This is a genomic window from Mesorhizobium sp. WSM4906 (genome assembly GCF_029674625.1).
Classification (GTDB): domain Bacteria; phylum Pseudomonadota; class Alphaproteobacteria; order Rhizobiales; family Rhizobiaceae; genus Mesorhizobium.
Genome location: NZ_CP121355.1, coordinates 4,422,154 through 4,443,066, shown reverse-complemented (window position 1 = coordinate 4,443,066; position 20,913 = coordinate 4,422,154). Strand labels below are relative to the sequence as shown.

The window sequence follows — 20,913 nt, the reverse complement described above, 5'->3', positions numbered from 1 at the left end:
ACTTTTGGGCGGCATGCATCGGCCTCGGGATGGCAATCGCCATGCCGATAGTTTATCCACCGCCACAACTCACATTCAGACATTCATGACGGTTCATTCATGTCACGCGACACATTCTACATCACAACCGCGATCTCCTACCCGAACGGCAAGCCGCATATCGGCCATGCCTACGAACTGATCGCCACCGACGCGCTTGCCCGCTTCCAGCGGCTCGACGGCAAGGACGTCTACTTCCTGACCGGCACTGACGAGCACGGTATCAAGATGCTGCAGACGGCGCGGAAGGAAGGTGTTTCGCCGCGCGAGCTCGCCGACCGCAACGCAGCCGAGTTCAAGCGCATGGCGAGCGCGCTCAACGCCTCGAACGACGATTTCATCCGCACTACCGAAGAGCGGCACTACGCCTCCTCGCAGGCGATCTGGAAGGCGATGGCCGCCAATGGCGACATCTACAAGGGCGGCTATGCCGGCTGGTATTCGGTGCGTGACGAAGCCTATTACGGCGAGGAAGAGACCGAGGTCCGCGACGACAACGTGCGCTACGGGCCGCAGGGAACGCCCGTCGAGTGGGTCGAGGAAGAGAGCTATTTCTTCCGGCTGTCGGCCTATCAGGACAAGCTGATCGCGCTTTACGAAAACCAGCCCGATTTCATCGGCCCGGCCGAGCGCCGCAACGAGGTGATGAGGTTCGTCAAGTCGGGCCTGAAGGACCTGTCGATCTCGCGCACCACCTTCGACTGGGGCGTGCCGGTGCCTGGCGACGAGAAGCACGTGATGTATGTGTGGGTCGACGCCTTGACCAACTACATCACCGGTGTCGGTTATCCCGATGAAAATGCTGAGAAATGGCGTTTTTGGCCAGCCGATGCGCATATCATCGGCAAGGACATCGTGCGCTTTCACGCCATCTACTGGCCGGCCTTCCTGATGTCGGCGGGAATCCCGCTGCCGAAGCGTGTCTTCGGTCACGGCTTCCTGTTCAACCGGGGCGAGAAGATGTCGAAGTCGGTCGGCAACGTCATCGACCCGTTCACCATGGCCGAGCATTACGGTGTCGACCAAGTGCGCTATTTCTTCTTGCGCGAGGTGCCGTTCGGTCAGGACGGCAACTACAGCCACGAAGCGATCGTCAACCGCACCAACGCCGATCTCGCCAACGGGCTCGGCAATCTGGCACAGCGCTCGCTGTCGATGATCGCCAAGAACTGCGGCGGCGCGGTGCCGAGGCGCGGCGAGTTGGCCGAAGCCGACCGGGCGATCCTCGACCAGGCGGTTGAGGCGCTTGTCGTCGCGCGCAGGGCGATGGCGGAGCAGGGCATCCATCTGGCGCTGGCGGCGATCTTCGGCGTGGTGGCCGAAGCCGACCGCTATTTCGCGTCCCAGGAGCCCTGGGCGTTGCGAAAGACAGATCCTGAGCGCATGGAGACGGTGCTGTGGACGACGGCCGAGGTCGTGCGGCGGGTGACGGTGCTCTGCCAGCCCTTCATTCCGGGGTCGGCGGCGAAGCTGCTCGAGCTCCTGGCCGTGCCGGCGGACAAACGCAACTTCAAGCATGTCCATGCGGAGCATGCGCTTGTGCCCGGCGCCGCCTTGCCGGCACCCGAGGGCGTGTTTCCACGTTACGTCGAGCAGGACACCAAAGCGTGATGCTTGTCGACAGCCATTGCCATCTCGACTTTCCGGACTTCGCCGAGGAGCGGGGGACAATAGTCGCCCGTGCCCTGGCGGCGGGGGTCGGCCGCATGGTGACGATCTCGACGCGAGTGAGGCGCTTTCACCAAATTCTTGAAATCGCTGAAGCCTTCAATGAAGTTTATTGCTCGGTCGGCACCCATCCGCATCAGGCGGCGGAAGAGCTCGATGTCACCGCCGACGAGCTGGTGCGGCTTTCCAGCCATCCCAAGGTGGTGGCGATCGGCGAAGCCGGGCTCGACTATTTCTACGACCGTGCGCCGCGCGAGGCGCAAGCGCAAGGCTTCCGCACCCATATCGCCGCCGCGCGCCGGACCGGCCTGCCGCTGGTCATCCATTCGCGAGACGCCGACGACGACATGGCGGCGGTCCTCGAGGACGAAACAGGGAAGGGCGCTTTCCCCTTCATTCTGCATTGTTTTTCGTCCGGGCGCAGGCTGGCGGAAGTCGGCGTGACGTTGGGCGGTTATGTCTCCTTCTCGGGCATCCTGACCTTCAAGAACTCGGCCGAGTTGCGCGCCATCGCCGCGGACGTCCCGCGCGATCGGCTCCTGGTCGAGACCGACGCGCCCTACCTTGCGCCAATCCCGCACCGGGGAAAACGCAACGAGCCCGCCTATGTGGCGAACACGGCGAAGGTGCTGGCCGAAACCATCGGCGTCAGCGAGGCGGAGATCGCCGACATCACCACCGAGAACGTCTTCAGGCTGTTCACCAAGATGCCGCGTCCGGACATGGCGGCCGGTTGAGACATGAGCGACCGGCTGCGCCTCACCATTCTCGGCTGCGGCTCGTCGCCCGGTACGCCGCGCATCACCGGTGACTGGGGCAATTGCGACCCCAAGAATCCGAGGAACCGGCGCATGCGCACGGCCGCCCTGGTCGAGCGGATCGCTGCCAATGGCGGACGCACCACGGTCGTCATCGACACCGGACCGGATTTCCGCGAGCAGATGCTGCTGGCCTCGGTCAGGCGTATCGACGCCGTTGTCTATACCCATCCGCATGCCGACCACATCCACGGCATCGACGACCTGCGCGGCTATGTGCACGAGCAGCGGCACCGCATCGACATTCATGCCGACGAGCCGACGATGGGACGGCTGCGGCAGGCGTTCGGCTATTGCTTCGAGACGCCGCCCGGCAGCTCGTATCCGCCGATCGTGAAGCCGCATCTCATCGACCATGCCAGGCCGGTCGTGGTCGAAGGCGAGGGGGGTCCCCTCGCCCTTGAGCCGCTGCCGCAGATCCATGGCGACATCATCTCATTGGGCTTCCGAATCGGCGGGCTAGCCTATTGCCCGGATATCAGCGACTTCCCGACTGCCACTGCGGAACGGCTGCAAGGCCTTGACGTGCTGGTGATCGACGCGCTGCAGTACAACACGCATCCGAGCCATCTGTCGCTTGGCCAAGCATTGGGCTGGATCGAGAAGCTGGCTCCGAAGAGCGCCGTCTTGACGCATATGCATGTTCCGCTGGATTACGCCACGGTGATGGTCGAGACACCAGAGCATGTGGTACCGGCCTATGACGGCATGACGATAGAAATCGCTTACGAGTCAGAACGATAGAGATGTTTTCTCACATGGCTGCTGATGACTCGCGGGTCTGGACGCGCGCCCCGCTTGGCTGACAAACGGCGTCATGGCTCCCGGCCATTCTTGATGGAGACGGATTGCACATCGACCACGATGGTCGCCGTCTCCTCAGGGCACCGCACGCGTTTCTGTGCGAGCGCGAAATCGGAGCAATTCCCGGTTCCGGCTCGATGCGATAGTTCCATAATCTATCTTATGCGACTTATTCGGGTGTGTTCGCGGAAGGCTGTGAGCATCCGGCACCGGAACCGCAATCAGGCTTGAATCAGGCCCTTTGCCGCCAAGGTTGTCCGCGTGGCCGCCAGCTCTCGCGGCCAGATCACTAGCCATCCAGGTGGCTGCGGACTTACACAGCGATTTCGGGATGGCAGCGAACCGATGAAGCAACTAGCCTGCCCGAGCCGCTGTCGCGCTGGGAACCCCGATTCAGGACCATCGAAGAATGACCGCCTCATCTACCTTTCTCGGCTTTCCCGACCACCTCGCCGATGGCCGCGTGCCCCGTGCGGTGATCTTCGGAGCCGGTCACGGCAGCACCTATCCCGGCAAGGATAGCAGCGGCTACGGCCTTGCCGCCGAAGCCATCCGCGCCGCGAGCCAGGACGACGCCCCTCTCCTCGAACACTGGGATTTCGATCTCGGCGGTCCGCTGTTCGACGGCAAGCCGGCCTGCTGCGTCGACGCCGGCGACATCTTGACCGCCATGCATGACAATGTCGGCAACCGTGCCCGGATCGAGGCGAAGACGCGCGAGATCCTGGCATTGCCGGCCGTGCCGATCCTGCTTGGCGGCGACGATTCCGTGGTCATCCCGTTCCTTGGTGGCTTTGCCGATCACGGGCCGGTCTGGATCCTGCAGATCGACGCCCATATCGACTGGCGCGACGAGGTGCATGGCGAGCGCTACGGCTATTCGAGCCCGATGCGCCGGGCGAGCGAGATGACCCATGTCGCCGGCATGGTGCAGGTCGGCCTGCGCAGCGTCGGCAGCGCACGCCTCGGCGAAATCGAAGCGGCGCGGCGCTATGGCAGCCGCTTCGTGACAGCCCGCGAGATACACGCCGAGGGCGTCGAGGCGGCTCTTCGCCATATACCGGAAGGCGCGCGGGTCGTCGTTACCCTCGACTGCGACGGCCTCGATCCCTCCGTCATGCCCGGCGTTGCGGCGCGAACGCCCGGCGGCCTCACCTACACGCAGGCGATCGACCTGATCTCGGGCCTCGGCAAACGGGCCAGCATCGCGGGATTCGACCTTGTCGAGCTCTATTCTCCCGCTGACATCGACGGCCTGTCGGCGCTGACAGCCGCACGGCTTCTCGTCAACGTGATCGGCGCCGTCGTCCGGCAGGTTTGAAAACGAGCCTGATATGACGGCCACAGGGTTTCCTATTGTGGCCGTCTGGACGGCCGCATCGAGATGCAGGGGCAACCTCCCTGCCCTATACGGCAAGCGCAACGATGGTCCTTGTGGCATTCGCCTCTATCGTTGCCAGAAGGGCAGCTTGGCGATCTCTTCTTCGACCTGCCGTCGCGTCAAACCGATGTCGTCGATCAGATGCGGATTGTCCCTCGATATGCGCTTGAGTTCCCAGCGGAAGTGCGTCTGTTCGCGCCAACTCGCGATGGCGCTTCGCAGGGTCGCCAGGCTGTAGCGCCGAGACGACGCGTCCGACCTCGCGGCCGTGCGCGTGCACACTGCCTGATGCGGCGCCGAGGCAAAAATATCGTTCATGGCAACCTCCTGATGGTTGAGTGCCCGGAGGCCTTCGACCTGAAAGAGGTTGAATTCTGCAGGATGCGAAGCGCGTCGTAATTAAGCCCGTCCAAATAGTTCTCAAAACTTCCAAATCGGCTATAGATGCGGCGCATGCAGGGATCGCGCTTTGCCTTTGGTCCGTACGTATTTGATTCAGCCGCGGGAACGCTTCAGCGGAACGATGTTCCCGTCTCCGCGGGCTATCGCGGGATAAAACTGCTTGCCGCGTTCGTCGAACGCCCCGGCGAAATCCTGACCAAGACCGAGCTGATGGATGCAGCTTGGCAGGGCACGGCCGTCGAGGAAGGCAACCTCACCGTCCAGATCGCGCAGCTCAGGAAATTGCTTGGTCCGGCAGCAGACGGCGGCGAATGGATCGCCACGGTTCCGCGCGTCGGCTACCGCTTCACGGGGGCCATCGAACAGCTCGGCGGCGCGGTGCGAAAGCCCTTGCCGCTGCCCGACAAGCCATCGATAGCCGTGCTGCCCTTCGTCAATCTCAGCAACGATCCCGAGCAGGATTCCTTCGCGGACGGGCTGGCGGAAGACCTCACCACCGACCTCTCCAGGATTTCCGGTCTTTTCGTCATCGCCCGCAATTCTGCCTTTGCCTACAAGGGAAAGGCGATGGACGTGCGCGATATCGCACGGGAACTTGGCGTGCGCTACCTGCTCGAAGGCAGCGCAAGACGGGCGGCCGGGCGCGTGCGCATCAATGCCCAGCTGGTCGATGCGGTAAGCGGCGAACATCTGTGGGCAGAACGCTTCGATCGCAGCCTGGAAGATATCTTCACCGTCCAGGACGAAGTGACAGCCAAGATCGTGGAGGCATTGCTCGGCAGGCTGCGCGCGCCGCCGCCGCGCAACCGGCCCAAAAATCTCGAAGCCTATGATCTGTGCGTGCGGGCGCGAAAACTGATCGACGATTCGCCGCAGACGGCGCGGGAAGCGCATCTGATGCTGACGCGCGCGGTTTCGCTCGATCCGGACTATGCCGAGGCCTACCGCTGGCTTGCCATGAACCACTGGATGGGATGGGTGCACTGGGGCCAGCCTATCGAGCCCGCGCGCAGCATCGCTCTGGAGCTGGCGCACAAAGCCGTGACGATCGACCCCAACGATGCCGGCTGCCGCTGGGTGCTCGCCAACCTGCTGGCCTATGAGCGCCGCTTCGACGAGGCGGACGCGGAGTTCGCCAGAGCGATCGAGCTAGACCCGAACGAAGCCGACACCTGGGCGACAATGTCCGACATCGAGGTGCTGGCCGGGCGGGTCAACGAAAGCCTAGAGCACATTCGCAAGGCGTTCCGGCTGAACCCGTTTCCGCCAAGCTGGTACTATCTGACGCTCGGCCAGGCGCAATATGCCGCCGGCGACTACGAAGGCGCCGTCGAGACGCTGCGCAGGGACGAAACGTACCGGACCAGCTCACGCCGTTTCCTGGCGGCAAGCCTTGCGCAACTCGGCCGGCTCGACGAGGCGCGCGCGGAGGTCGACCTGTTCCTCGTCAGCAATCCGCATTTCAGTACCGGCTACTGGGTTGCAACGGAACCGTTCCGCGACGACGCAACGCTCGCCCATTTCGTCGATGGCTTCCGCAAGGCCGGTCTTCCGGAGTGAAGGCCGGCCAAACGGTGCGGCCTATTCCTCGACGCGGCTTTTGGCCTCACGATCGCGCTCGTACCGTTTCGTAACCGGAAAGGGCGGCAGCCACGACTCTCGACGGATGATCCAGCTTTCATAAGTCGGCGTGAGCTGGTCTGGAGCGTCCAGTGAGCCGAGATGCACTTCGATCTCGTCCGCGGTGCGGGCGAAGACGGACGAGCCGCAGCGCGGGCAGAAGAACCGACCGGCATAGTCGCGCGTCTCGCCCTCGATCGTCACCGCGTCCTGAGGGAAGATCGCCGCGGCATAAAAAAGCGCGCCGTGATGCTTGCGGCAGTCGAGACAGTGACAGATGCCGACCCGATACGGCCGACCCGACGCCACGATCCGGACGTTGCCGCACAGGCAGCCGCCCGTGAACCGATCCATGTTGCGTCTCCTTCAAATCAGTCGGTCGGAACGTCTACAACGAACCGCGTCGAGAATTCGACTTCACCCGCCAAATTGCCCGAGCCCTGCCCTACGAGCTTTCGCTCGGCGCCATCTCGCTTGCGTGCAGCACGAACCGAATTGCATAACTTACGCCATGGCAGTCGGAATCTCCGAGCGGATCTCCGCTTTCGTCGAAGCCCTTCCGTTGAAACCGGGACTGCGGGTCCTGGAGATCGGATGCGGCCCCGGCGTTGCCGCTCGCGCTGTCGCTGGCCGTATCGGCGACGGCTTCATTCTGGCTATCGATCGCTCGGAAAAGGCAATTCGATTGGCGCGCGCGGGATCGGCAGATGGGATCGCTTCGGGCCGCCTTGATTTCAGGCAGGCAGCGATCGAGGACTTCACATTGCTGCCAGGCGACACCCTCTTCGATATCGCCTTTGCCATGCGGGTCGGCGCGCTCGACGGGCGTCACCCCGAGACTGGCTGGGCGGCGCTGACCCGCATCAAGGCGGCCCTGAAGCCGCATGGCCGGCTCTTCATCGACGGCGGCGATCCATTGAAGGAGATCGATTTGTCCGTAGCGCCCTAGAAAAACCCGTCGAGAAACGCCGCCGTCTCATCCGAGATGCCGACAATCTTGTTCGTCGCCTGGCGGTAGAATTTGAAGTTCAGCTCGGTCTCGGGCCGACCGTCCTTCCAGTCCTTGAACCGCTTGAGCTCGTCTCGGCCCAATCGCCGCGCAGCCGATGCGGTGTGCCGGACCGAAATGCTGACGCGCGGCGTCTGGCGTTCGAGGTCGGGCCTTCGGGGGATGGCTTCGGAGAGTGTAACGACGCCGCGCGCGATAAGCCCCTGCCCGCCTTCGTTCTCGCTGGCGAACACGAAGATCGTGTCGCCTTCGGCGACATGCTTGCCGCCATACATGGTCTTCTGGGCGGCGAATGAGAACGTCTCCGCGCGCGGGTCCTTGACCTCGGCCTTGATCGCGAAGGCCATGCCTTACGGTTCCCGGCCGAGGACGATCTCGTAGGTCAGCCTGCGTTTCGCACCTGGCTCGATCAGCATCACGCCCGGCTTGTCGGCGAATTCGCCGTCGAAATCGATCGGACTTGCGAGGCCGTGCCAGGGCTCGATGCACAGGAACGGCGCGCCGCCGGGCTTGGACCAGATGCCCAGCTCGTTGAACCCCCGCCACGACATTTCGATCGCCGGCCCCCGCTCGGCGGCGTAACGCACGCTCGTGCTGGCCGGCCGGTCCAGAATGACGGCGTCGTCATCGAACAGCCGCTCGGAAAGCGCCAGCGCCTTGCCTTCGATGGGCGTTGGCTGCGGCGTCGGGAGCAAAAGCCCGTCTTTCAGGCGGCGGATCGGCGCGAGCTCATTGTCGGCAAAGGTCAGCCGATAGGCTTCCTTGGGCAGTTCCGGCAGCAGCGGCCAGTTGAAGGCCGGGTGAGCGCCGATCGAGGCCGGTAGCGGTTCGTCGCCTGTGTTTGTGATCTCGAACGTCACACCGAGCCGGCGGGGCGCGAGGCTGTAGCCTATCGCCAGCCGAAAGGCGAATGGGTAGTGGGCGCGGGTTTCAGCATCGTCAGTCAGGACCAGCGTGCAGGAGGCGGGCCCCTGCTCCGCCCAGGCAAAGCGCTTGTCGCGAGCAAAACCGTGCTGCATCATCGGATAGTTCTGGCCGCGATGGCGCAGTTGATCGCCCTTCAATCGGCCGACGATCGGAAACAGGACCGGAGAATGGCGCCGCCAGGCAGGGCCTGCCTGCCACAAGAACTCCGTGCCGTCGGCATCGCGCAGGGAAACCAATTCCGCGCCCTGCCCGACGATGGTTGCCGAGATGCCGTCACCGCGAAGCGTCAGGCTGTCCTGTTCCATGCGACCTCGCGGCTGGCTCGTGTGCGGCTTGCAGGCTAGCAAAAGGCCCTGCGCGAACTCAAGAGCAAGCGGGTGGCGCCGCGTCTAACGGAAGGGCGATGGCGGTGCCCCAAAAAGAAGTTGTGGCCGGGGGGAACCTCCGGCCACAGCTTTGTTCGAATGTTACCTGCTACGGTTCGGACTACTCACGCTCGCCGGTGAAATTCAGCAGCAGCTGGAAGATGTTGATGAAGTTCAGATAGAGCGAGAAGGCGCCGAAGAGGGCGAGCTTCTGCTGCGATTCCGCGTCGAAATTCTCGGCATACTGCTCCTTGATCGTCTGTGTGTCCCAGGCGGTCAGACCGATGAAGACGGCGATGCCGATCACCGAGATGGCGAACTGCAGCGCAGTCGAGCCGAGGAACAGGTTGACGAGGCTCGCGATCACCACGCCGATCAGGCCCATGATCAGGAAGGACGAGAACTGCGTCAGGTCGCGCCTGGTCGTGTAGCCATAGAGGCTGGTGGCGCCGAACATCGTCGCGGCGATGAAGAAGGTGCGCGCGATGCTGGTGCCGGTGAAGACCAGGAACACCGAGGCGAGCGACAGGCCCATCACGGCGCAGAAGGCCCAGAACATCGCCTGCGCGCCAGCCGCCGACATCGTCTGCATCTTGAACGAGAAGATCATGACGAAGGCGAGCGGCGCCAGCATCACCACCCATTTCAGCGGGCTGGAGAAGATCGGCACGTAGAGCGCCGGCGTCGAGGCCACGGCGAAAGCGACGAGGCCGGTGACGACGAGGCCAAGGCCCATATAGTTGTAGACGCGCAGCATGTGGCGGCGCAGGCCCTCGTCATAGACAGCACCGGCCTGGACGCCGGTGCCCATTCGATAGCCGAGATTAGGGCTGTTCATTCGGGTTCTCCTTGGTTGGATCGGCTGTGGGTTCAGTAGAGCGTCCGGGCCAGCCTTTCGGCGGCGCGATCGAGATCGCCCGCATCGCCGCGTCCGACGACGGCGTATGCGACCTCGCCGATCTGGAAATAGGCGGACGAGATATCGCCCGAGGGCGCGACGGTCGGCTTCACCACGTCGAAGGTGCCGGGCCTGATCGCGAACAGCGACACCAACCCGAGGTCCTTCGTTTCGAGTGCCACCTCGACGCTAGGTCCGAACCGCGACGGATAGATTTGCACGTCGCGGATCCTCCAACCATCAGGCAATGACGGCATGACGATCGCGGTCGCGGCGCGGATTTCGTCGGCATTGTAGCTCGGCGCTTCCGCCTGCGACGGCATCGTCTCGCGCACCAGCGTCGTCCGGTGCGCGCTCACCGCATCTTCGACATAGGCGGGTGGCTGCGTCGAGGCGACGACCTTGGTGACGGCGATCGGCCCGAAGACGCTATTCGCGAGCCACCCTGCCGCCACCAGCACAGCCGCCGCCGCGGCCCGCTGCAGCACGGAAAAGACGCGACCCCTGGCAAGCGCCCTCTCCAGCCGCCGCGCCGCTTCGGTCGTCGCTGGGCGTGCGGTTGCGCCTGGCCCGGCCAGCGCGACACGCAGTTCGTCGCGCGTTCTGAGATCGGACATCACGCGCGCTGCCACTACCGGGCGTGCTGAAAGAAAGGCTTCCACCTCGATGCGGCGGGCGACGTCGAGCTGATCGTCGATATAGGCGTCGAGATCGGCATCGGTCACGGGATCGACGATAGCGGTCATGACTCACCCCCAACGATCCTCAAATGGTTTTTGCCGCGCGCCGAAGCGCTGTCTTCCATTTCGCGCAGAGCCGCACGAGCACGGCCGATCCGCGACATCAGGGTTCCAAGCGGCACGCCGCTAACCTCGGCGGCCTCTGCGTAGCTCAGCCCTTCGATGGCCACGAGATGCAGGGCTGAGCGCTGCTCTTCTGGCAAAGCCAGGAAGGCGTCCCTCACCTGCGAAAGGCGCACCGAATGGTCCTGGGGCGCGGCCACGCTTTGATCGGCGAGACGGCCGGCCTGCTCGATGCGCGCTGCTTCCGACCGGCGCGCGCGCATGCGGTCGATGAAGATGTTGTGCACGATCGCGAGCAGCCAGGCGCGCAGGTTGCCGCCGGAACGGAAAGTGCCGCGCCGCTCATAGGCGCGCACCAGCGCGTCGTGGACCAGATCCTCGGCATCGGCGCTGTCGCGCGTCAGAGAGCGCGCATAGCGCCGCAGCGAGCCCAACTGCCCGACAATATCGAAGCGTGCCATCGACGGTTTCATGCCCCTGTTTACGGAGCATGTGGGGATTTTAATCCCTGCTCGCCGTTTCTTTTGCGATCCGACGGGCTGGCCTGCCCAAGCGAGCGGGCATCCGAGGAAACCGCTGGCGCGATACGCTCGATTTGCGTATCAATCCGCCGCCATTGGAGCCTGATCGATGTTCGAAACCTTGCAGCCCGCGCCCGCCGACAAGATCCTTGCCTTGATCGGCCTCTATCGCGCCGATACGCGCCCTGGCAAAGTCGACCTTGGCGTCGGCGTCTATAGGGACCGCGACGGCAGGACGCCAGTGATGCACGCCGTGCGCGAGGCCGAGAAGCGGTTGCTCGCGAGCCAGGACACCAAAACCTATCTCGGCCTTGCCGGCGATACCGGCTTCAACGCCGCGATGATCAAGCTTGCCTTCGGCGACAAAGCCGACCTTTCACGCATCCGCGCCGCGCAGGCGCCGGGCGGGTCAGGCGCGCTCCGGCTGGTGGCCGAGCTTCTGCAGCGGACCCGTCCCGGCGCGACGGTGTGGCTCTCCGACCCGACGTGGCCGAACCACCTGCCGGTGATGCGTGCGGCCGGCCTGCAGGTGCGCGACTATCCCTATTTCGACGCCGCTTCCGGCGCCGTCCGCTTCGACGAGATGCTGGCGGCGCTCGAGACGGCCAACAGCGGCGATGTCGTGCTGCTGCACGGCTGCTGCCACAACCCGACCGGCGCCAACCTCGATGCCGCCCAGTGGGCCAAGGTCGCCGACGTCCTGCTGGAGCGCGGCCTGCTGCCCTTCGTCGACATCGCTTATCAGGGCTTTGGCGAGGGCCTCGATGCCGATGCAGCCGGGCTGCGGCTGCTTGCCGGCAAGGTTCCAGAGATGGTGGTCGCCTCGAGCTGCTCGAAGAACTTTGCCGTCTACCGCGACCGCGTCGGCGCCGCGATGATCATGGCCAAGGACGGCGCGCAGGCGGACGTGGCGATGAGCCAGATACTGGCGGCGGCGCGCGCGCTCTATTCGATGCCGCCGGACCATGGCGCGGCAGCGGTGCGCATGGTGCTCGAAGACGCCGCCCTGAGGAAGGATTGGGAGACGGAACTCGAGGAGATGCGGCTGCGCATGCTGAGACTTCGCGTCGCCTTCGCCGAGGCGTTGCGCCGGCAGTCCAATTCCGACCGCTTCGATTTCGTCGCCAGCCATCGCGGCATGTTTTCCCGCCTCGGGCTGACGGAAGCCCAAGTCGAGCGCCTGCGCGCCGAGCATGCCGTCTACATGGTGGGCGACAGCCGCATCAACGTGGCCGGCCTGCCGGAAGACGGCATGGATGACCTCGCCAAGGCGATCGTCTCGGTGCTCGACTGAGAGCCGCGCGGCTGTGGACAATAGGCTTTTGCCAGCCGGCGGGATTGGTCGCCCGCCGCCGCGCGCGCTAGGGTTTGTCGCATGAAACCCTCGAAAGACATTTCCCGGCTGATCGAGATCATGGCGGCGCTGAGAGCGCCAAAGACCGGCTGCCCGTGGGACATCGAGCAGAATTTCTCCACCATAGCGCCCTACACGATCGAGGAAGCCTATGAAGTTGCCGACGCCATCGCGCGGGGCGATTTGGACGATCTGCGCGAGGAACTGGGCGACCTTCTGCTGCAGGTCGTCTACCATGCGCAGATGGCGCAAGAGGCCGGCGAATTCGCCTTCGGCGACGTCGTCGAGGCCATCACCACCAAGATGATCCGCCGCCACCCGCATGTCTTCGGCGACGAGAAGGCGCGCAGCGCCGGCATGGCCAAGGGCATGTGGGAGAAGATCAAGGCGGCGGAGAAGGCCGACAAGCGCAATGCCCGCATCGCGCGCGGCCTCGATCCGGAAGATCACGGCAAGGGCTATCTCGACAGCGTGCCGGTTGCGCTCCCTGCCCTAACCCGCGCCCTGAAGCTGCAGGAGAAGGCCGCTCGCGTCGGCTTCGACTGGAGCGAGGCAGCTCCCATCCTCGACAAGATAGAGGAAGAGATCGGCGAATTGCGCGAGGCGCTTGCCAAGGGCGACGCTGCGCCGATCAGGGACGAGTTCGGCGACATGCTGTTTGCCATCGTCAATCTCGGTCGTCATCTCAAGCTCGATCCCGAAGCCTCGCTCGGCGGCACCAATGAGAAATTCCGCTCGCGCTTCCATTATGTGGAGCAGGCTCTGGAGGCTTCCGGTCGTTCGCTGGAGAAAGCGACGCTGGACGAGATGGAAGCGCTTTGGCAGCAGGCCAAAAGCGAAAGATAAGTTTACGCAATTCCGGACGGAAAACCGCTACACACTTTTCCCGCAATTGCTCGTCGTCAGCCGCTGTTCTTGCGGTGCAGCCTGCTCTCGATTTCCTGCCTTGCGCTATGCGTCGCCGTCAGCGAGATGGTGACGCTGCCGTCCTCATTGTCGCTTCGTGAAACGACGTCGCCGTTGCGGTAGAGCCAGTCGACCTGGCCGAGCTCAGAGGGGCTCAACGTCACCGTCATGGTTTCCAACTCGCCCGACACCCTGGTCTCGATGAGCGCCTTCAGCGCGTCGATCCCCTCGCCGGTCGCTGCCGATATCGCGATCGGCGGCGCCTTGCCGCCGGCGCTCTCGGCCAGCAGACGCTCGCGATTGCCTTCGTCGAGCAGGTCGATCTTGTTCCACACCTCGATCACGCGGCTGGTGTCGGCGGCATCGACGCCGAGATCGCCGAGAATGCGCTCGACGTCCTCGGCCTGGGCGGCAGTGTCGGGGTCGGAAATGTCGCGCAGATGCAGCACCAGGTCGGCCTCGACGACCTCTTCCAGCGTCGCCCGGAAGGCCGCGACCAGATGCGTCGGCAGGTCCGAGATGAAGCCGACCGTATCCGACAGGATGATCGGCGTGCCGTGCGGCAGCCGTACGCGGCGCAATGTCGGATCGAGCGTGGCGAACAGCATGTCCTCGGCCAGCACCCCTGCGCCGGTCAGCCGGTTGAACAGCGTCGACTTCCCGGCATTGGTGTAGCCGACGATCGCCACAACCGGAAATGGCACTTTCTTGCGCTTGGCGCGATGGAGGTCGCGCGTGCGCCGAACCGTTTCCAGCTCGTGCTTCAGCTTGGTGATCTTGTCCTGCAGGATGCGCCGGTCCGACTCGATCTGCGTTTCGCCGGGACCGCCGAGGAAACCCGCGCCGCCGCGCTGCCGCTCGAGGTGGGTCCAGCTGCGTACCAGCCGGCCCTTCTGGTAGTTGAGATGCGCCAACTCGACCTGGAGGGTGCCTTCCTTGGTCCTGGCACGCTCGCCGAAGATCTCGAGAATCAGGCCGGTGCGGTCGAGCACCTTGGCGTTCAGCTCCTTCTCGAGATTGCGCTGCTGCACCGGCGTCAGCGGATGGTCGACGATGACCAGCTCCGCCTTGCGCTCCTTCACGATGTCGGCGAACTCCGCCACCTTGCCGCTGCCGAGCAGCGTTGCCGGGCGCGGATCGGCGACCGTCACCACCGCCGTGTGGACCGGATTGAGATCGATGGCGCTGGCGAGCCCGACCGCCTCGTCGTGGCGGGCGTCCGCCGAGCGACTCAGACGCGGACGGCTCGAATCGTCGTCGCCGCGCGGCTGGCGCGTAAGCACCGGCACAATGACAACCGCTCGGGTCGGATCTTTGGCTTCCGGCCCGAGCTGATGTCCTTGTTTCCCGCGAACGCTGCGGTCCGCGTCCTTCTCACGTGCCAATCAGGCGCCCTGGCTTTCCTCGCCATCGAACATCTGAACCGGCTGGCTCGGCATGATCGTGGAAATGGCGTGCTTGTAGACGAGCTGGGAATGCCCGTCGCGCCGCAACAACACACAGAAATTGTCGAACGAAGTGACGACGCCGGTCAGCTTCACACCGTTGATGAGGAAGATGGTAAGTGGATTTTTGCTCTTGCGAACTGAATTCAGGAACAGGTCCTGAAGGTTTTGCGATCGTTCCGCCATTGTTTTTGTCTTTCGCCGATCCCCTTCGGTCTGCGGGCCAATGCGCCAAATTACGCGGCAACTGTCAAGCGCGCAAACCCCCTCTTGCCGCCTAAACGACAAGCAGAACGAGATAGTTGAGGTTCATTCCACCTTTGCGGTTATCAGGCTGGACTTTTTTCCGCAATGTCAAAAAAAGCCTGCCGCAACGAAAGTGTCATGGAACCGGGGTGGCCGTTTGCGATCGGCGCGCCGTCGATTTCGACCACCGGCATGGCGATCGTGGTCGCGGAACTGATGAAAGCCTCGCGCGCCGCCTTGGCCTCGGCGACCGAAAAACCGCGTTCCTCGATCTTCAAACCGAGCTTGGCGGCGACGTCGAACAGCGTCGTGCGCGTGATGCCGCGCAGGATGCCGTGCTCGGCCGGCCGCGTCACCAGAACGCCGTCCCTGGTGATGATCCATGCGTTGGACGAACCACCTTCCTTGACGGTGCCGTCCGCGTCGACGAACCAAGCCTCCTGGGCGCCGGCCTCCTTGGCCTTCTGCTTGGCGAGCACATTGGGCAAGAGGCCGGTGCTCTTGATGTCGACGCGGTCCCAGCGATTCTCGGGCACGGTGATGACCTTGATGCCGGTCTCCACCCGCTTGGCCGCCGCGGCGGGATCGGCCTTTCTGGCGGTTATCACCAGCGACGACTTGGTGTCGGCCGATGGGAAAAAGAATTCTCGGCTGGCGACGCCGCGCGTCACCTGGACATAGACCAGGCCGGTGGCGACGCGGTTGCGGCGCACGACCTCGCGCAGCAGCATCGGCAGCACGCCCTCCGAGACGGGCCAGGCGATCGACAATTCCTTCAACGAGCGCTTGAGCCGGGCAAGATGGCGCGGCATGTCGACTATATAGCCACGCGCCACCTCGCAGACCTCGTAGACGCCGTCGGCGAACTGGTAGCCGCGATCCTCGATATGGACGCGGGCTTCAGCATGGGCGACGTAGCGCCCGTTGACATAGGCAATGCGCGGCATGAGCTACCTCAGGGAAATGTCCGGCTTTCTTAGGCGATTCCGCCGCTGCCGTAATGAACAATCGGGTGGACCAAGCGATAGCTATACGCCCAGCGACTTCAGCTTGCGGTGCAAGGCCGAGCGCTCCATGCCGATGAACTCGGCTGTCTTCGAGATGTTGCCGCCGAAGCGGTTGATCTGGGCGATCAGATAGTCCTTCTCGAACTGCTCGCGCGCCTCGCGCAGCGGCAGCGCCATGATGTGCTGGTCCGACTGGTTCGGCGTGCGCGGCATGACGTCGCCGATCTCCGAGGGCAGAAGGTCGGCGGTGATCGGCGCATCGACGTCGCCGCCACGCGCCAGGATCATCAGCCGCTCGACATTGTTGCGGAGCTGGCGGACGTTGCCCGGCCAGTTGTGCGCCTGCAGCACGGCCAAAGCGTCGTCGCCGATGCGGCGTGGCCTGATGCCGGCCTGGCGCGCGATCTGCTTCATGAAATTGTCTACGAGGTACGGAATGTCCTCGCGCCGCTCGGCCAGGCCCGGCACCATGACCGGAACGACCGCCAAGCGATGATAGAGGTCCTCGCGGAAGCGGCCGTCGGCGATCATCGCCTCCAGGTTTTGCGAGGTCGAGGAGATGATGCGGACATCGACCTTGACCCGCTTGGTGCCGCCTACCCGCTCGAACTGCTGCTCGACCAGCACACGCAGGATCTTGTTCTGCGTCTCGCGCGGCATGTCGGCCACCTCATCGATGTAGAGGATGCCGCGATGCGCCTCCTCCAGCGCGCCGACCTTGCGCTCGGTGCCGTTCGATTCGGTGCCGAACAGCTCGACCTCCATGCGTTCCGGCGTGATGGTGGCGGCGCTCAGCGTCACGAACGGCCCCGTCTTGCGCGCCGACAGCGCGTGGATGGCGCGCGCCGTCAGTTCCTTGCCGGAGCCGGACGGGCCGACGATCATGATGCGGCTGTTGGTCGGCGCGACGCGCTCTATGGTCTGCCGCAACTGGCTCATCGCCGACGACATGCCGATCAGGTCGAAGGTTTCGCCGCTGCGCAGCTTGAGGTCGGAGACCTCGCGTCGCAACTTGGACGTTTCCAGCGCGCGTTCGGCAACCAGGATGAGACGGTCGGCCTTGAACGGCTTCTCGATGAAGTCATAGGCGCCGCGCCGGATGGCCGAGACCGCCGTTTCGATGTTGCCGTGGCCGGAGATCATCACCACCGGCATGTTCGGATGCATCGTCTTGATCTCGTCGAGCAGCGCCAGGCCGTCGAGACGCGAGCCCTGCAGCCAGATATCGAGGAAAATCAGCCGCGGGGCGCGATCGGCAATTGCTGCAAGCGCGCTGTCGGCATCGTGTGCCGTGCGGGTTTCGTGACCTTCGTCGCTCAGGATACCGGCGACGAGCTCGCGGATGTCTTCCTCGTCATCGACGATGAGAATATCAGACGCCATTACCGACCTTTTCAGTTTCTCGTTCGTGTTGGTTGCGGCCTTCGCCGCGTGGCGGCGCGGCAACGACCGCCGCCGGCGGCAGGATGATCGAGATCATCGCGCCCCGGCCGCCGTGGAAATCCGGCGGCGCGTCGTGCAGCTCGAGCCGGCCGCCATGGTCCTCCACGATCTTCTTGACGATAGCGAGGCCAAGGCCAGTGCCTTTTTCGCGCGTCGTCATGTAGGGCTCGAGCAACCTCTGCCGATTCTCGCGCGGCAGCCCTCTGCCGTTGTCGATAACGTCGATTCTTATGGCGCCATCTTGGCGCCCGGCTTGAATCCGGATTGTGCCGTCGGAACGATCTATCGCATCAAGTCCGTCAATGGCCTCGGCGGCATTCTTGATGACGTTGCCGAAGGCCTGCGCCATCAGACGGCTGTCGAAGGTGCCCTTGAGCGGCTCGTTGCCGAAATCGCGCTGGAAAGCAATGTCGGAGCGGCTGACTTCCACCAGGAATGACGCCTCACGCAACGACTCGCGCAGATCGATGACTTTCATCTCCGGTTTCGGCATGCGGGCAAAGGCCGAGAATTCGTCGACCATGCGGCCGATGTCCTCGACCTGGCGGATGATGGTATCGGTGCACTGATCGAAGACCTCGCGGTCCTCGGTGATGACCTTGCCGTAGCGGCGCCTGATGCGCTCGGCCGACAGCTGGATCGGCGTCAACGGATTCTTGATCTCATGTGCAATGCGCCGCGCGACGTCCGCCCAGGCCGACGAGCGCTGCGCCTGGACCAGATCGGTGATGTCGTCGACAGTGACCACATAGGATTTTTCTTCCGCGCCCTCGTCGTCCGCCTCGACTGTGATCTGGACATTGAAGGTCCGTTCCATGCCGGTGCGGAAGAAGGTCACCTGCTCGCGATAGACCGGCTTGCCGGACTGGCGCCCGATCTCGAAGACGCGGCCGACATGCGGCAGGATAGCCGAGAGGTTCTGCCCGAGCGCCGCGCTCGCAGAGATCGCCAGCATGGTCTCGGCGGAGCGGTTGACGATGGTAATGATGCCGTAAGAGTCGACACCGATAACGCCGGCGGTGACCCCGGCAAGCACGGCTTCGGAGAAGCGCCGCCGCTCGTCGATCAGATCCTTGGCGGAAAGAAGCTCGTTTCGCTGCGACTTGAGCTCGAGGATCATGTTGTTGAAGGTTTCGCCGAGCGAGGCGACGTCGCCGTCGGATTGGCGCACGGGGACGGCGACGTCGAGATTGCCGGTCGCCACCTCGTCGGCCGCACCGATCAACTGGCGGATCGGCCGCACCAGCCGGTCGGCGACCGCAATGCCGGTCCAGATCGCCGATAAGATGATGATCAGCGTCAGCGACAGATAGGGCAGCGCGAAGGCCACCTGGGAGGTGCGGCGGTTGTCCTCGAGGTTGCGGTATTCGTCGGTGTTGGATTTGACGATTTGGCGCGCACGGATCACTTCGGGGTCGACCAGGCGGATCGTATAGAGGTAAAGACCCTCGATCTCGCGCAGCTTGACGATGGCGCCCATGATGTTGCGGGTGCGCGGCTCGATCAGCACCGGCTTGCCGTCGGCGGCCGTGCCGACAGCGCCTGGCGGCGGCTCCGGCATGGCGAAATCGGCATCGGTCTTGGCGCTCATCACGAACGAGCCGTCGGGCTTGATCAGCGCCGCATGCGCCAGCCCGCGGCCGACAGCTTCCTTGTTCATGAGGTCGAGGAACCCGGTGCGGTCGAGACCATAGAGCGTGCGCGAAGCGTCGAGATCATAGGCCATCGACAGCGTCGTGCCCTGCAAGTTGCGCGCATTTTCCTGGACGTAGGCGTCCGCGATCGACAGCGACGAATTGACGATGGTCTTGGTGCGGATCTCGAACCAGCGGTCGAGGCCGATGTCGAGCGTGATCGAGGCGATGATCGCCACCATGATCGCCGGAATGGCGGCGACCAGCGCGAACATGGCAACGATGCGCACATGCAGCCGCGAGGCGGCCCTGCCGTGCCGCCGTGCCATGACGATGCGACGCACCTCGCGGGCGACCAGCGCGATCAAGAACAGCACGAAGACGGCATTGAGCGCGATCAGCGCCCAGGTCGTGTTGGCGTTGGGTGCGATCGGCGTCGCACCGACCAGAATGGCAAACGAGATCGCTGCCGTGATCATTGCGCCTACGATCGCGACCACGCCAGGCAGCGCCAGCAGCCGGCGGCCGTCGCGAACGTCGGCCCGGCTGAAAACCGGTTGGTTCAGTGTTGGAGCCTCAGCAGCCATGTCGCCGTCTAGAGTCGGTCATTGCGTCGGATGTATGCAACGCATTGTGGCGATTATGCAACAAGTGTGGCCAGGACGGAAATCTTTCCCCGGCTCACTCACGTAAAAGGAACCATGCCGGTGATCCACTGCCGCCGAACGAGGCGGCCCGGCGATGCGATGGCTCGCGTCACTGCTTCGGTCGCGTCCGTCGCAAGCTGCGCGGCGTTTGCCCGATCTCGCGGCGCATCCAATGCGCCAGGTGCGACTGATGCGCGAAGCCCGTCAGATAGGCCACCTCGCTGGTGCTGAGGTCACTTCCAAGAATCAGGGAGCGGGCACGCTCAACCCGGCGCCGCAGCACATAGCGGTGAAGAGTCATGCCGGTCGCCGCTTTGAACCAGGTCCTGAGATGCGAGCTGCTGGCGCTGGCGATGCGGCTCAGCGTATCGATCGTGAGCGGTTCGGAAAGATGTGCCTCGACATAGTCCAGCATGCGTTTGAACTGCGCATCCGACAGCCGAACCGTTCGATCCGTCTCCAAATCGTCGAGACCAATCAGCCGGACCGCAAGCGCGATGCCGACACTTTCGGCGAACAGAGCCCCACCTGCCGAGCCTGCGTTTTGGTCGGTTTCCAGTGCCCGGACGAGGTATTCGATACGTTCGTCCCGAAGCAGGTGCCGCATGTCGAAACGACGCGCCCTTGCACTGCCCTCAATCTCCGACGCCACACCCTCGAGCATGGCGGGCGGCAGGCGAACCTCCCTCGTCTCGAATGAGGTTTCAGCCTCGAACCCGCCCTCCTGTCCCGCGGGTACGAAATCAATGTCACCAGCTCGCCGTAAGAAATATCGCCCGGCGTCATTGCAATAGGTGCGCGTCGTCGCGCTGGCATGGATCATGATGCGGTGATGATCGGCCCGCGGCAGTCGATAGGTGCCTGCTTCAACATGCCGGAAAGCGATTGATATGCCAGCCGAGGCCCGGGCCGAAGCGAACTGCGGATCCATGTGAAACGAGCCTCAAAATCATGGCAGAACCTGTTCAACATTTGG

At 64.0% G+C, this 20,913-nt stretch carries 21 protein-coding genes; 8 read left to right on the top strand and 13 right to left on the bottom strand.

Annotated features, from left to right (window positions below; translation table 11 throughout):
- Positions 1–99 precede the first annotated feature (99 nt).
- The 4 genes from metG to QAZ22_RS21295 all read left to right on the top strand — a co-directional run bounded on the left by metG (position 100) and on the right by QAZ22_RS21295 (position 4,650).
- Positions 100–1,650 carry a methionine--tRNA ligase gene (metG, locus tag QAZ22_RS21310; protein ID WP_278202671.1) on the top strand — a complete coding sequence of 517 codons (1,551 nt, stop codon included), beginning with the start codon at positions 100–102 and terminating at the stop codon, positions 1,648–1,650.
- Positions 1,650–2,444, top strand: coding sequence for a TatD family hydrolase (locus QAZ22_RS21305; RefSeq protein ID WP_278207901.1), 795 nt, complete (start codon positions 1,650–1,652; stop codon positions 2,442–2,444). The genes metG and QAZ22_RS21305 overlap by 1 nt, the downstream gene beginning before the upstream one ends.
- A 3-nt stretch (positions 2,445–2,447) precedes the next feature.
- Complete coding sequence (locus tag QAZ22_RS21300; RefSeq protein ID WP_278202670.1) at positions 2,448–3,269, top strand: MBL fold metallo-hydrolase; 822 nt, start codon at positions 2,448–2,450, stop codon at positions 3,267–3,269.
- Between the two features lie 469 nt (positions 3,270–3,738).
- The gene (locus QAZ22_RS21295; protein WP_278202669.1) at positions 3,739–4,650 is read left to right on the top strand and encodes an agmatinase; all 912 of its coding nucleotides are present in this window, start codon (positions 3,739–3,741) and stop codon (positions 4,648–4,650) included.
- A gap of 126 nt (positions 4,651–4,776) precedes the next feature.
- On the opposite strand, the gene QAZ22_RS21290 is transcribed toward QAZ22_RS21295, so the two are convergent.
- A complete protein-coding gene (locus tag QAZ22_RS21290; protein WP_278202668.1) occupies positions 4,777–5,028 on the bottom strand; it encodes a DUF1127 domain-containing protein in 252 nt (83 codons plus the stop codon).
- Positions 5,029–5,154: 126 nt separating this feature from the next.
- Here QAZ22_RS21290 and QAZ22_RS21285 point away from each other — a divergent pair, with 126 nt between their 5' ends.
- Positions 5,155–6,672: a winged helix-turn-helix domain-containing tetratricopeptide repeat protein gene (locus tag QAZ22_RS21285; RefSeq protein ID WP_278202667.1), complete on the top strand. Its 1,518-nt coding sequence runs from the start codon at positions 5,155–5,157 to the stop codon at positions 6,670–6,672.
- A gap of 21 nt (positions 6,673–6,693) precedes the next feature.
- Here QAZ22_RS21285 and QAZ22_RS21280 read toward each other — a convergent pair whose 3' ends face one another.
- Positions 6,694–7,086 (bottom strand): GFA family protein, encoded by a 393-nt coding sequence (locus tag QAZ22_RS21280; protein ID WP_278202666.1) that lies wholly within the window; start codon positions 7,084–7,086, stop codon positions 6,694–6,696.
- Positions 7,087–7,243: 157 nt separating this feature from the next.
- Here QAZ22_RS21280 and QAZ22_RS21275 point away from each other — a divergent pair, with 157 nt between their 5' ends.
- Positions 7,244–7,681: a class I SAM-dependent methyltransferase gene (locus tag QAZ22_RS21275; protein WP_278202665.1), complete on the top strand. Its 438-nt coding sequence runs from the start codon at positions 7,244–7,246 to the stop codon at positions 7,679–7,681.
- Here the strand turns inward: QAZ22_RS21275 and QAZ22_RS21270 are convergent.
- From QAZ22_RS21270 to QAZ22_RS21250, 5 genes are all read right to left on the bottom strand, one after another.
- The gene (locus QAZ22_RS21270; RefSeq protein ID WP_278202664.1) at positions 7,678–8,088 is read right to left on the bottom strand and encodes a hypothetical protein; all 411 of its coding nucleotides are present in this window, start codon (positions 8,086–8,088) and stop codon (positions 7,678–7,680) included. The two genes, QAZ22_RS21275 and QAZ22_RS21270, sit on opposite strands and share 4 nt — an antisense overlap.
- Positions 8,089–8,091: 3 nt before the next feature.
- Positions 8,092–8,973, bottom strand: coding sequence for an aldose 1-epimerase family protein (locus QAZ22_RS21265; protein WP_278202663.1), 882 nt, complete (start codon positions 8,971–8,973; stop codon positions 8,092–8,094).
- Between the two features lie 181 nt (positions 8,974–9,154).
- Positions 9,155–9,871 (bottom strand): Bax inhibitor-1/YccA family protein, encoded by a 717-nt coding sequence (locus QAZ22_RS21260; protein WP_278202662.1) that lies wholly within the window; start codon positions 9,869–9,871, stop codon positions 9,155–9,157.
- Positions 9,872–9,903: 32 nt separating this feature from the next.
- Positions 9,904–10,677, bottom strand: coding sequence for an anti-sigma factor (locus tag QAZ22_RS21255; RefSeq protein ID WP_278202661.1), 774 nt, complete (start codon positions 10,675–10,677; stop codon positions 9,904–9,906).
- On the bottom strand, positions 10,674–11,195 hold the full coding sequence (locus QAZ22_RS21250; RefSeq protein WP_278202660.1) for a sigma-70 family RNA polymerase sigma factor: 522 nt from the start codon (positions 11,193–11,195) through the stop codon (positions 10,674–10,676). The genes QAZ22_RS21255 and QAZ22_RS21250 overlap by 4 nt, the downstream gene beginning before the upstream one ends.
- 169 nt (positions 11,196–11,364) lie before the next feature.
- Between QAZ22_RS21250 and QAZ22_RS21245 the strand changes: the two genes are divergently transcribed.
- A complete protein-coding gene (locus tag QAZ22_RS21245) occupies positions 11,365–12,549 on the top strand; it encodes an amino acid aminotransferase (RefSeq protein ID WP_278202659.1) in 1,185 nt (394 codons plus the stop codon).
- 81 nt (positions 12,550–12,630) lie between these two features.
- Complete coding sequence (gene mazG, locus QAZ22_RS21240) at positions 12,631–13,455, top strand: nucleoside triphosphate pyrophosphohydrolase (RefSeq protein ID WP_278202658.1); 825 nt, start codon at positions 12,631–12,633, stop codon at positions 13,453–13,455.
- 56 nt (positions 13,456–13,511) lie between these two features.
- Here mazG and hflX read toward each other — a convergent pair whose 3' ends face one another.
- From hflX to QAZ22_RS21210, 6 genes are all read right to left on the bottom strand, one after another.
- A complete protein-coding gene (hflX, locus tag QAZ22_RS21235) occupies positions 13,512–14,900 on the bottom strand; it encodes a GTPase HflX (RefSeq protein ID WP_278202657.1) in 1,389 nt (462 codons plus the stop codon).
- Positions 14,901–15,146 (bottom strand): RNA chaperone Hfq, encoded by a 246-nt coding sequence (gene hfq / locus QAZ22_RS21230; protein WP_006202172.1) that lies wholly within the window; start codon positions 15,144–15,146, stop codon positions 14,901–14,903. It abuts the gene before it with no gap.
- A gap of 143 nt (positions 15,147–15,289) precedes the next feature.
- Complete coding sequence (locus tag QAZ22_RS21225; RefSeq protein ID WP_278202656.1) at positions 15,290–16,153, bottom strand: D-amino-acid transaminase; 864 nt, start codon at positions 16,151–16,153, stop codon at positions 15,290–15,292.
- Between the two features lie 81 nt (positions 16,154–16,234).
- Complete coding sequence (locus QAZ22_RS21220) at positions 16,235–17,596, bottom strand: sigma-54 dependent transcriptional regulator (RefSeq protein WP_278202655.1); 1,362 nt, start codon at positions 17,594–17,596, stop codon at positions 16,235–16,237.
- Positions 17,586–19,877, bottom strand: a complete 2,292-nt coding sequence (locus QAZ22_RS21215; protein ID WP_278202654.1) for a PAS domain-containing sensor histidine kinase — start codon at positions 19,875–19,877, stop codon at positions 17,586–17,588. Before QAZ22_RS21215 ends, QAZ22_RS21220 begins: the two co-directional genes overlap by 11 nt.
- A 169-nt stretch (positions 19,878–20,046) precedes the next feature.
- Positions 20,047–20,868 carry an AraC family transcriptional regulator gene (locus QAZ22_RS21210; protein ID WP_278202653.1) on the bottom strand — a complete coding sequence of 274 codons (822 nt, stop codon included), beginning with the start codon at positions 20,866–20,868 and terminating at the stop codon, positions 20,047–20,049.
- Positions 20,869–20,913: the final 45 nt, after the last annotated feature.

What these genes read in the sequence shown, in the direction of transcription:
- metG (WP_278202671.1), top strand. Translation starts at nt 100, where the DNA reads ATGTCACGCGACACATTCTACATCACAACCGCGATCTCCTACCCGAAC.
- QAZ22_RS21305 (WP_278207901.1), top strand. Translation starts at nt 1,650, where the DNA reads ATGCTTGTCGACAGCCATTGCCATCTCGACTTTCCGGACTTCGCCGAG.
- QAZ22_RS21300 (WP_278202670.1), top strand. Translation starts at nt 2,448, where the DNA reads ATGAGCGACCGGCTGCGCCTCACCATTCTCGGCTGCGGCTCGTCGCCC.
- QAZ22_RS21295 (WP_278202669.1), top strand. Translation starts at nt 3,739, where the DNA reads ATGACCGCCTCATCTACCTTTCTCGGCTTTCCCGACCACCTCGCCGAT.
- QAZ22_RS21290 (WP_278202668.1), bottom strand. Translation starts at nt 5,028, where the DNA reads ATGAACGATATTTTTGCCTCGGCGCCGCATCAGGCAGTGTGCACGCGC.
- QAZ22_RS21285 (WP_278202667.1), top strand. Translation starts at nt 5,155, where the DNA reads ATGCGGCGCATGCAGGGATCGCGCTTTGCCTTTGGTCCGTACGTATTT.
- QAZ22_RS21280 (WP_278202666.1), bottom strand. Translation starts at nt 7,086, where the DNA reads ATGGATCGGTTCACGGGCGGCTGCCTGTGCGGCAACGTCCGGATCGTG.
- QAZ22_RS21275 (WP_278202665.1), top strand. Translation starts at nt 7,244, where the DNA reads ATGGCAGTCGGAATCTCCGAGCGGATCTCCGCTTTCGTCGAAGCCCTT.
- QAZ22_RS21270 (WP_278202664.1), bottom strand. Translation starts at nt 8,088, where the DNA reads ATGGCCTTCGCGATCAAGGCCGAGGTCAAGGACCCGCGCGCGGAGACG.
- QAZ22_RS21265 (WP_278202663.1), bottom strand. Translation starts at nt 8,973, where the DNA reads ATGGAACAGGACAGCCTGACGCTTCGCGGTGACGGCATCTCGGCAACC.
- QAZ22_RS21260 (WP_278202662.1), bottom strand. Translation starts at nt 9,871, where the DNA reads ATGAACAGCCCTAATCTCGGCTATCGAATGGGCACCGGCGTCCAGGCC.
- QAZ22_RS21255 (WP_278202661.1), bottom strand. Translation starts at nt 10,677, where the DNA reads ATGACCGCTATCGTCGATCCCGTGACCGATGCCGATCTCGACGCCTAT.
- QAZ22_RS21250 (WP_278202660.1), bottom strand. Translation starts at nt 11,195, where the DNA reads ATGGCACGCTTCGATATTGTCGGGCAGTTGGGCTCGCTGCGGCGCTAT.
- QAZ22_RS21245 (WP_278202659.1), top strand. Translation starts at nt 11,365, where the DNA reads ATGTTCGAAACCTTGCAGCCCGCGCCCGCCGACAAGATCCTTGCCTTG.
- mazG (WP_278202658.1), top strand. Translation starts at nt 12,631, where the DNA reads ATGAAACCCTCGAAAGACATTTCCCGGCTGATCGAGATCATGGCGGCG.
- hfq (WP_006202172.1), bottom strand. Translation starts at nt 15,146, where the DNA reads ATGGCGGAACGATCGCAAAACCTTCAGGACCTGTTCCTGAATTCAGTT.
- QAZ22_RS21225 (WP_278202656.1), bottom strand. Translation starts at nt 16,153, where the DNA reads ATGCCGCGCATTGCCTATGTCAACGGGCGCTACGTCGCCCATGCTGAA.
- QAZ22_RS21220 (WP_278202655.1), bottom strand. Translation starts at nt 17,596, where the DNA reads ATGGCGTCTGATATTCTCATCGTCGATGACGAGGAAGACATCCGCGAG.
- QAZ22_RS21215 (WP_278202654.1), bottom strand. Translation starts at nt 19,877, where the DNA reads ATGGCTGCTGAGGCTCCAACACTGAACCAACCGGTTTTCAGCCGGGCC.
- QAZ22_RS21210 (WP_278202653.1), bottom strand. Translation starts at nt 20,868, where the DNA reads ATGGATCCGCAGTTCGCTTCGGCCCGGGCCTCGGCTGGCATATCAATC.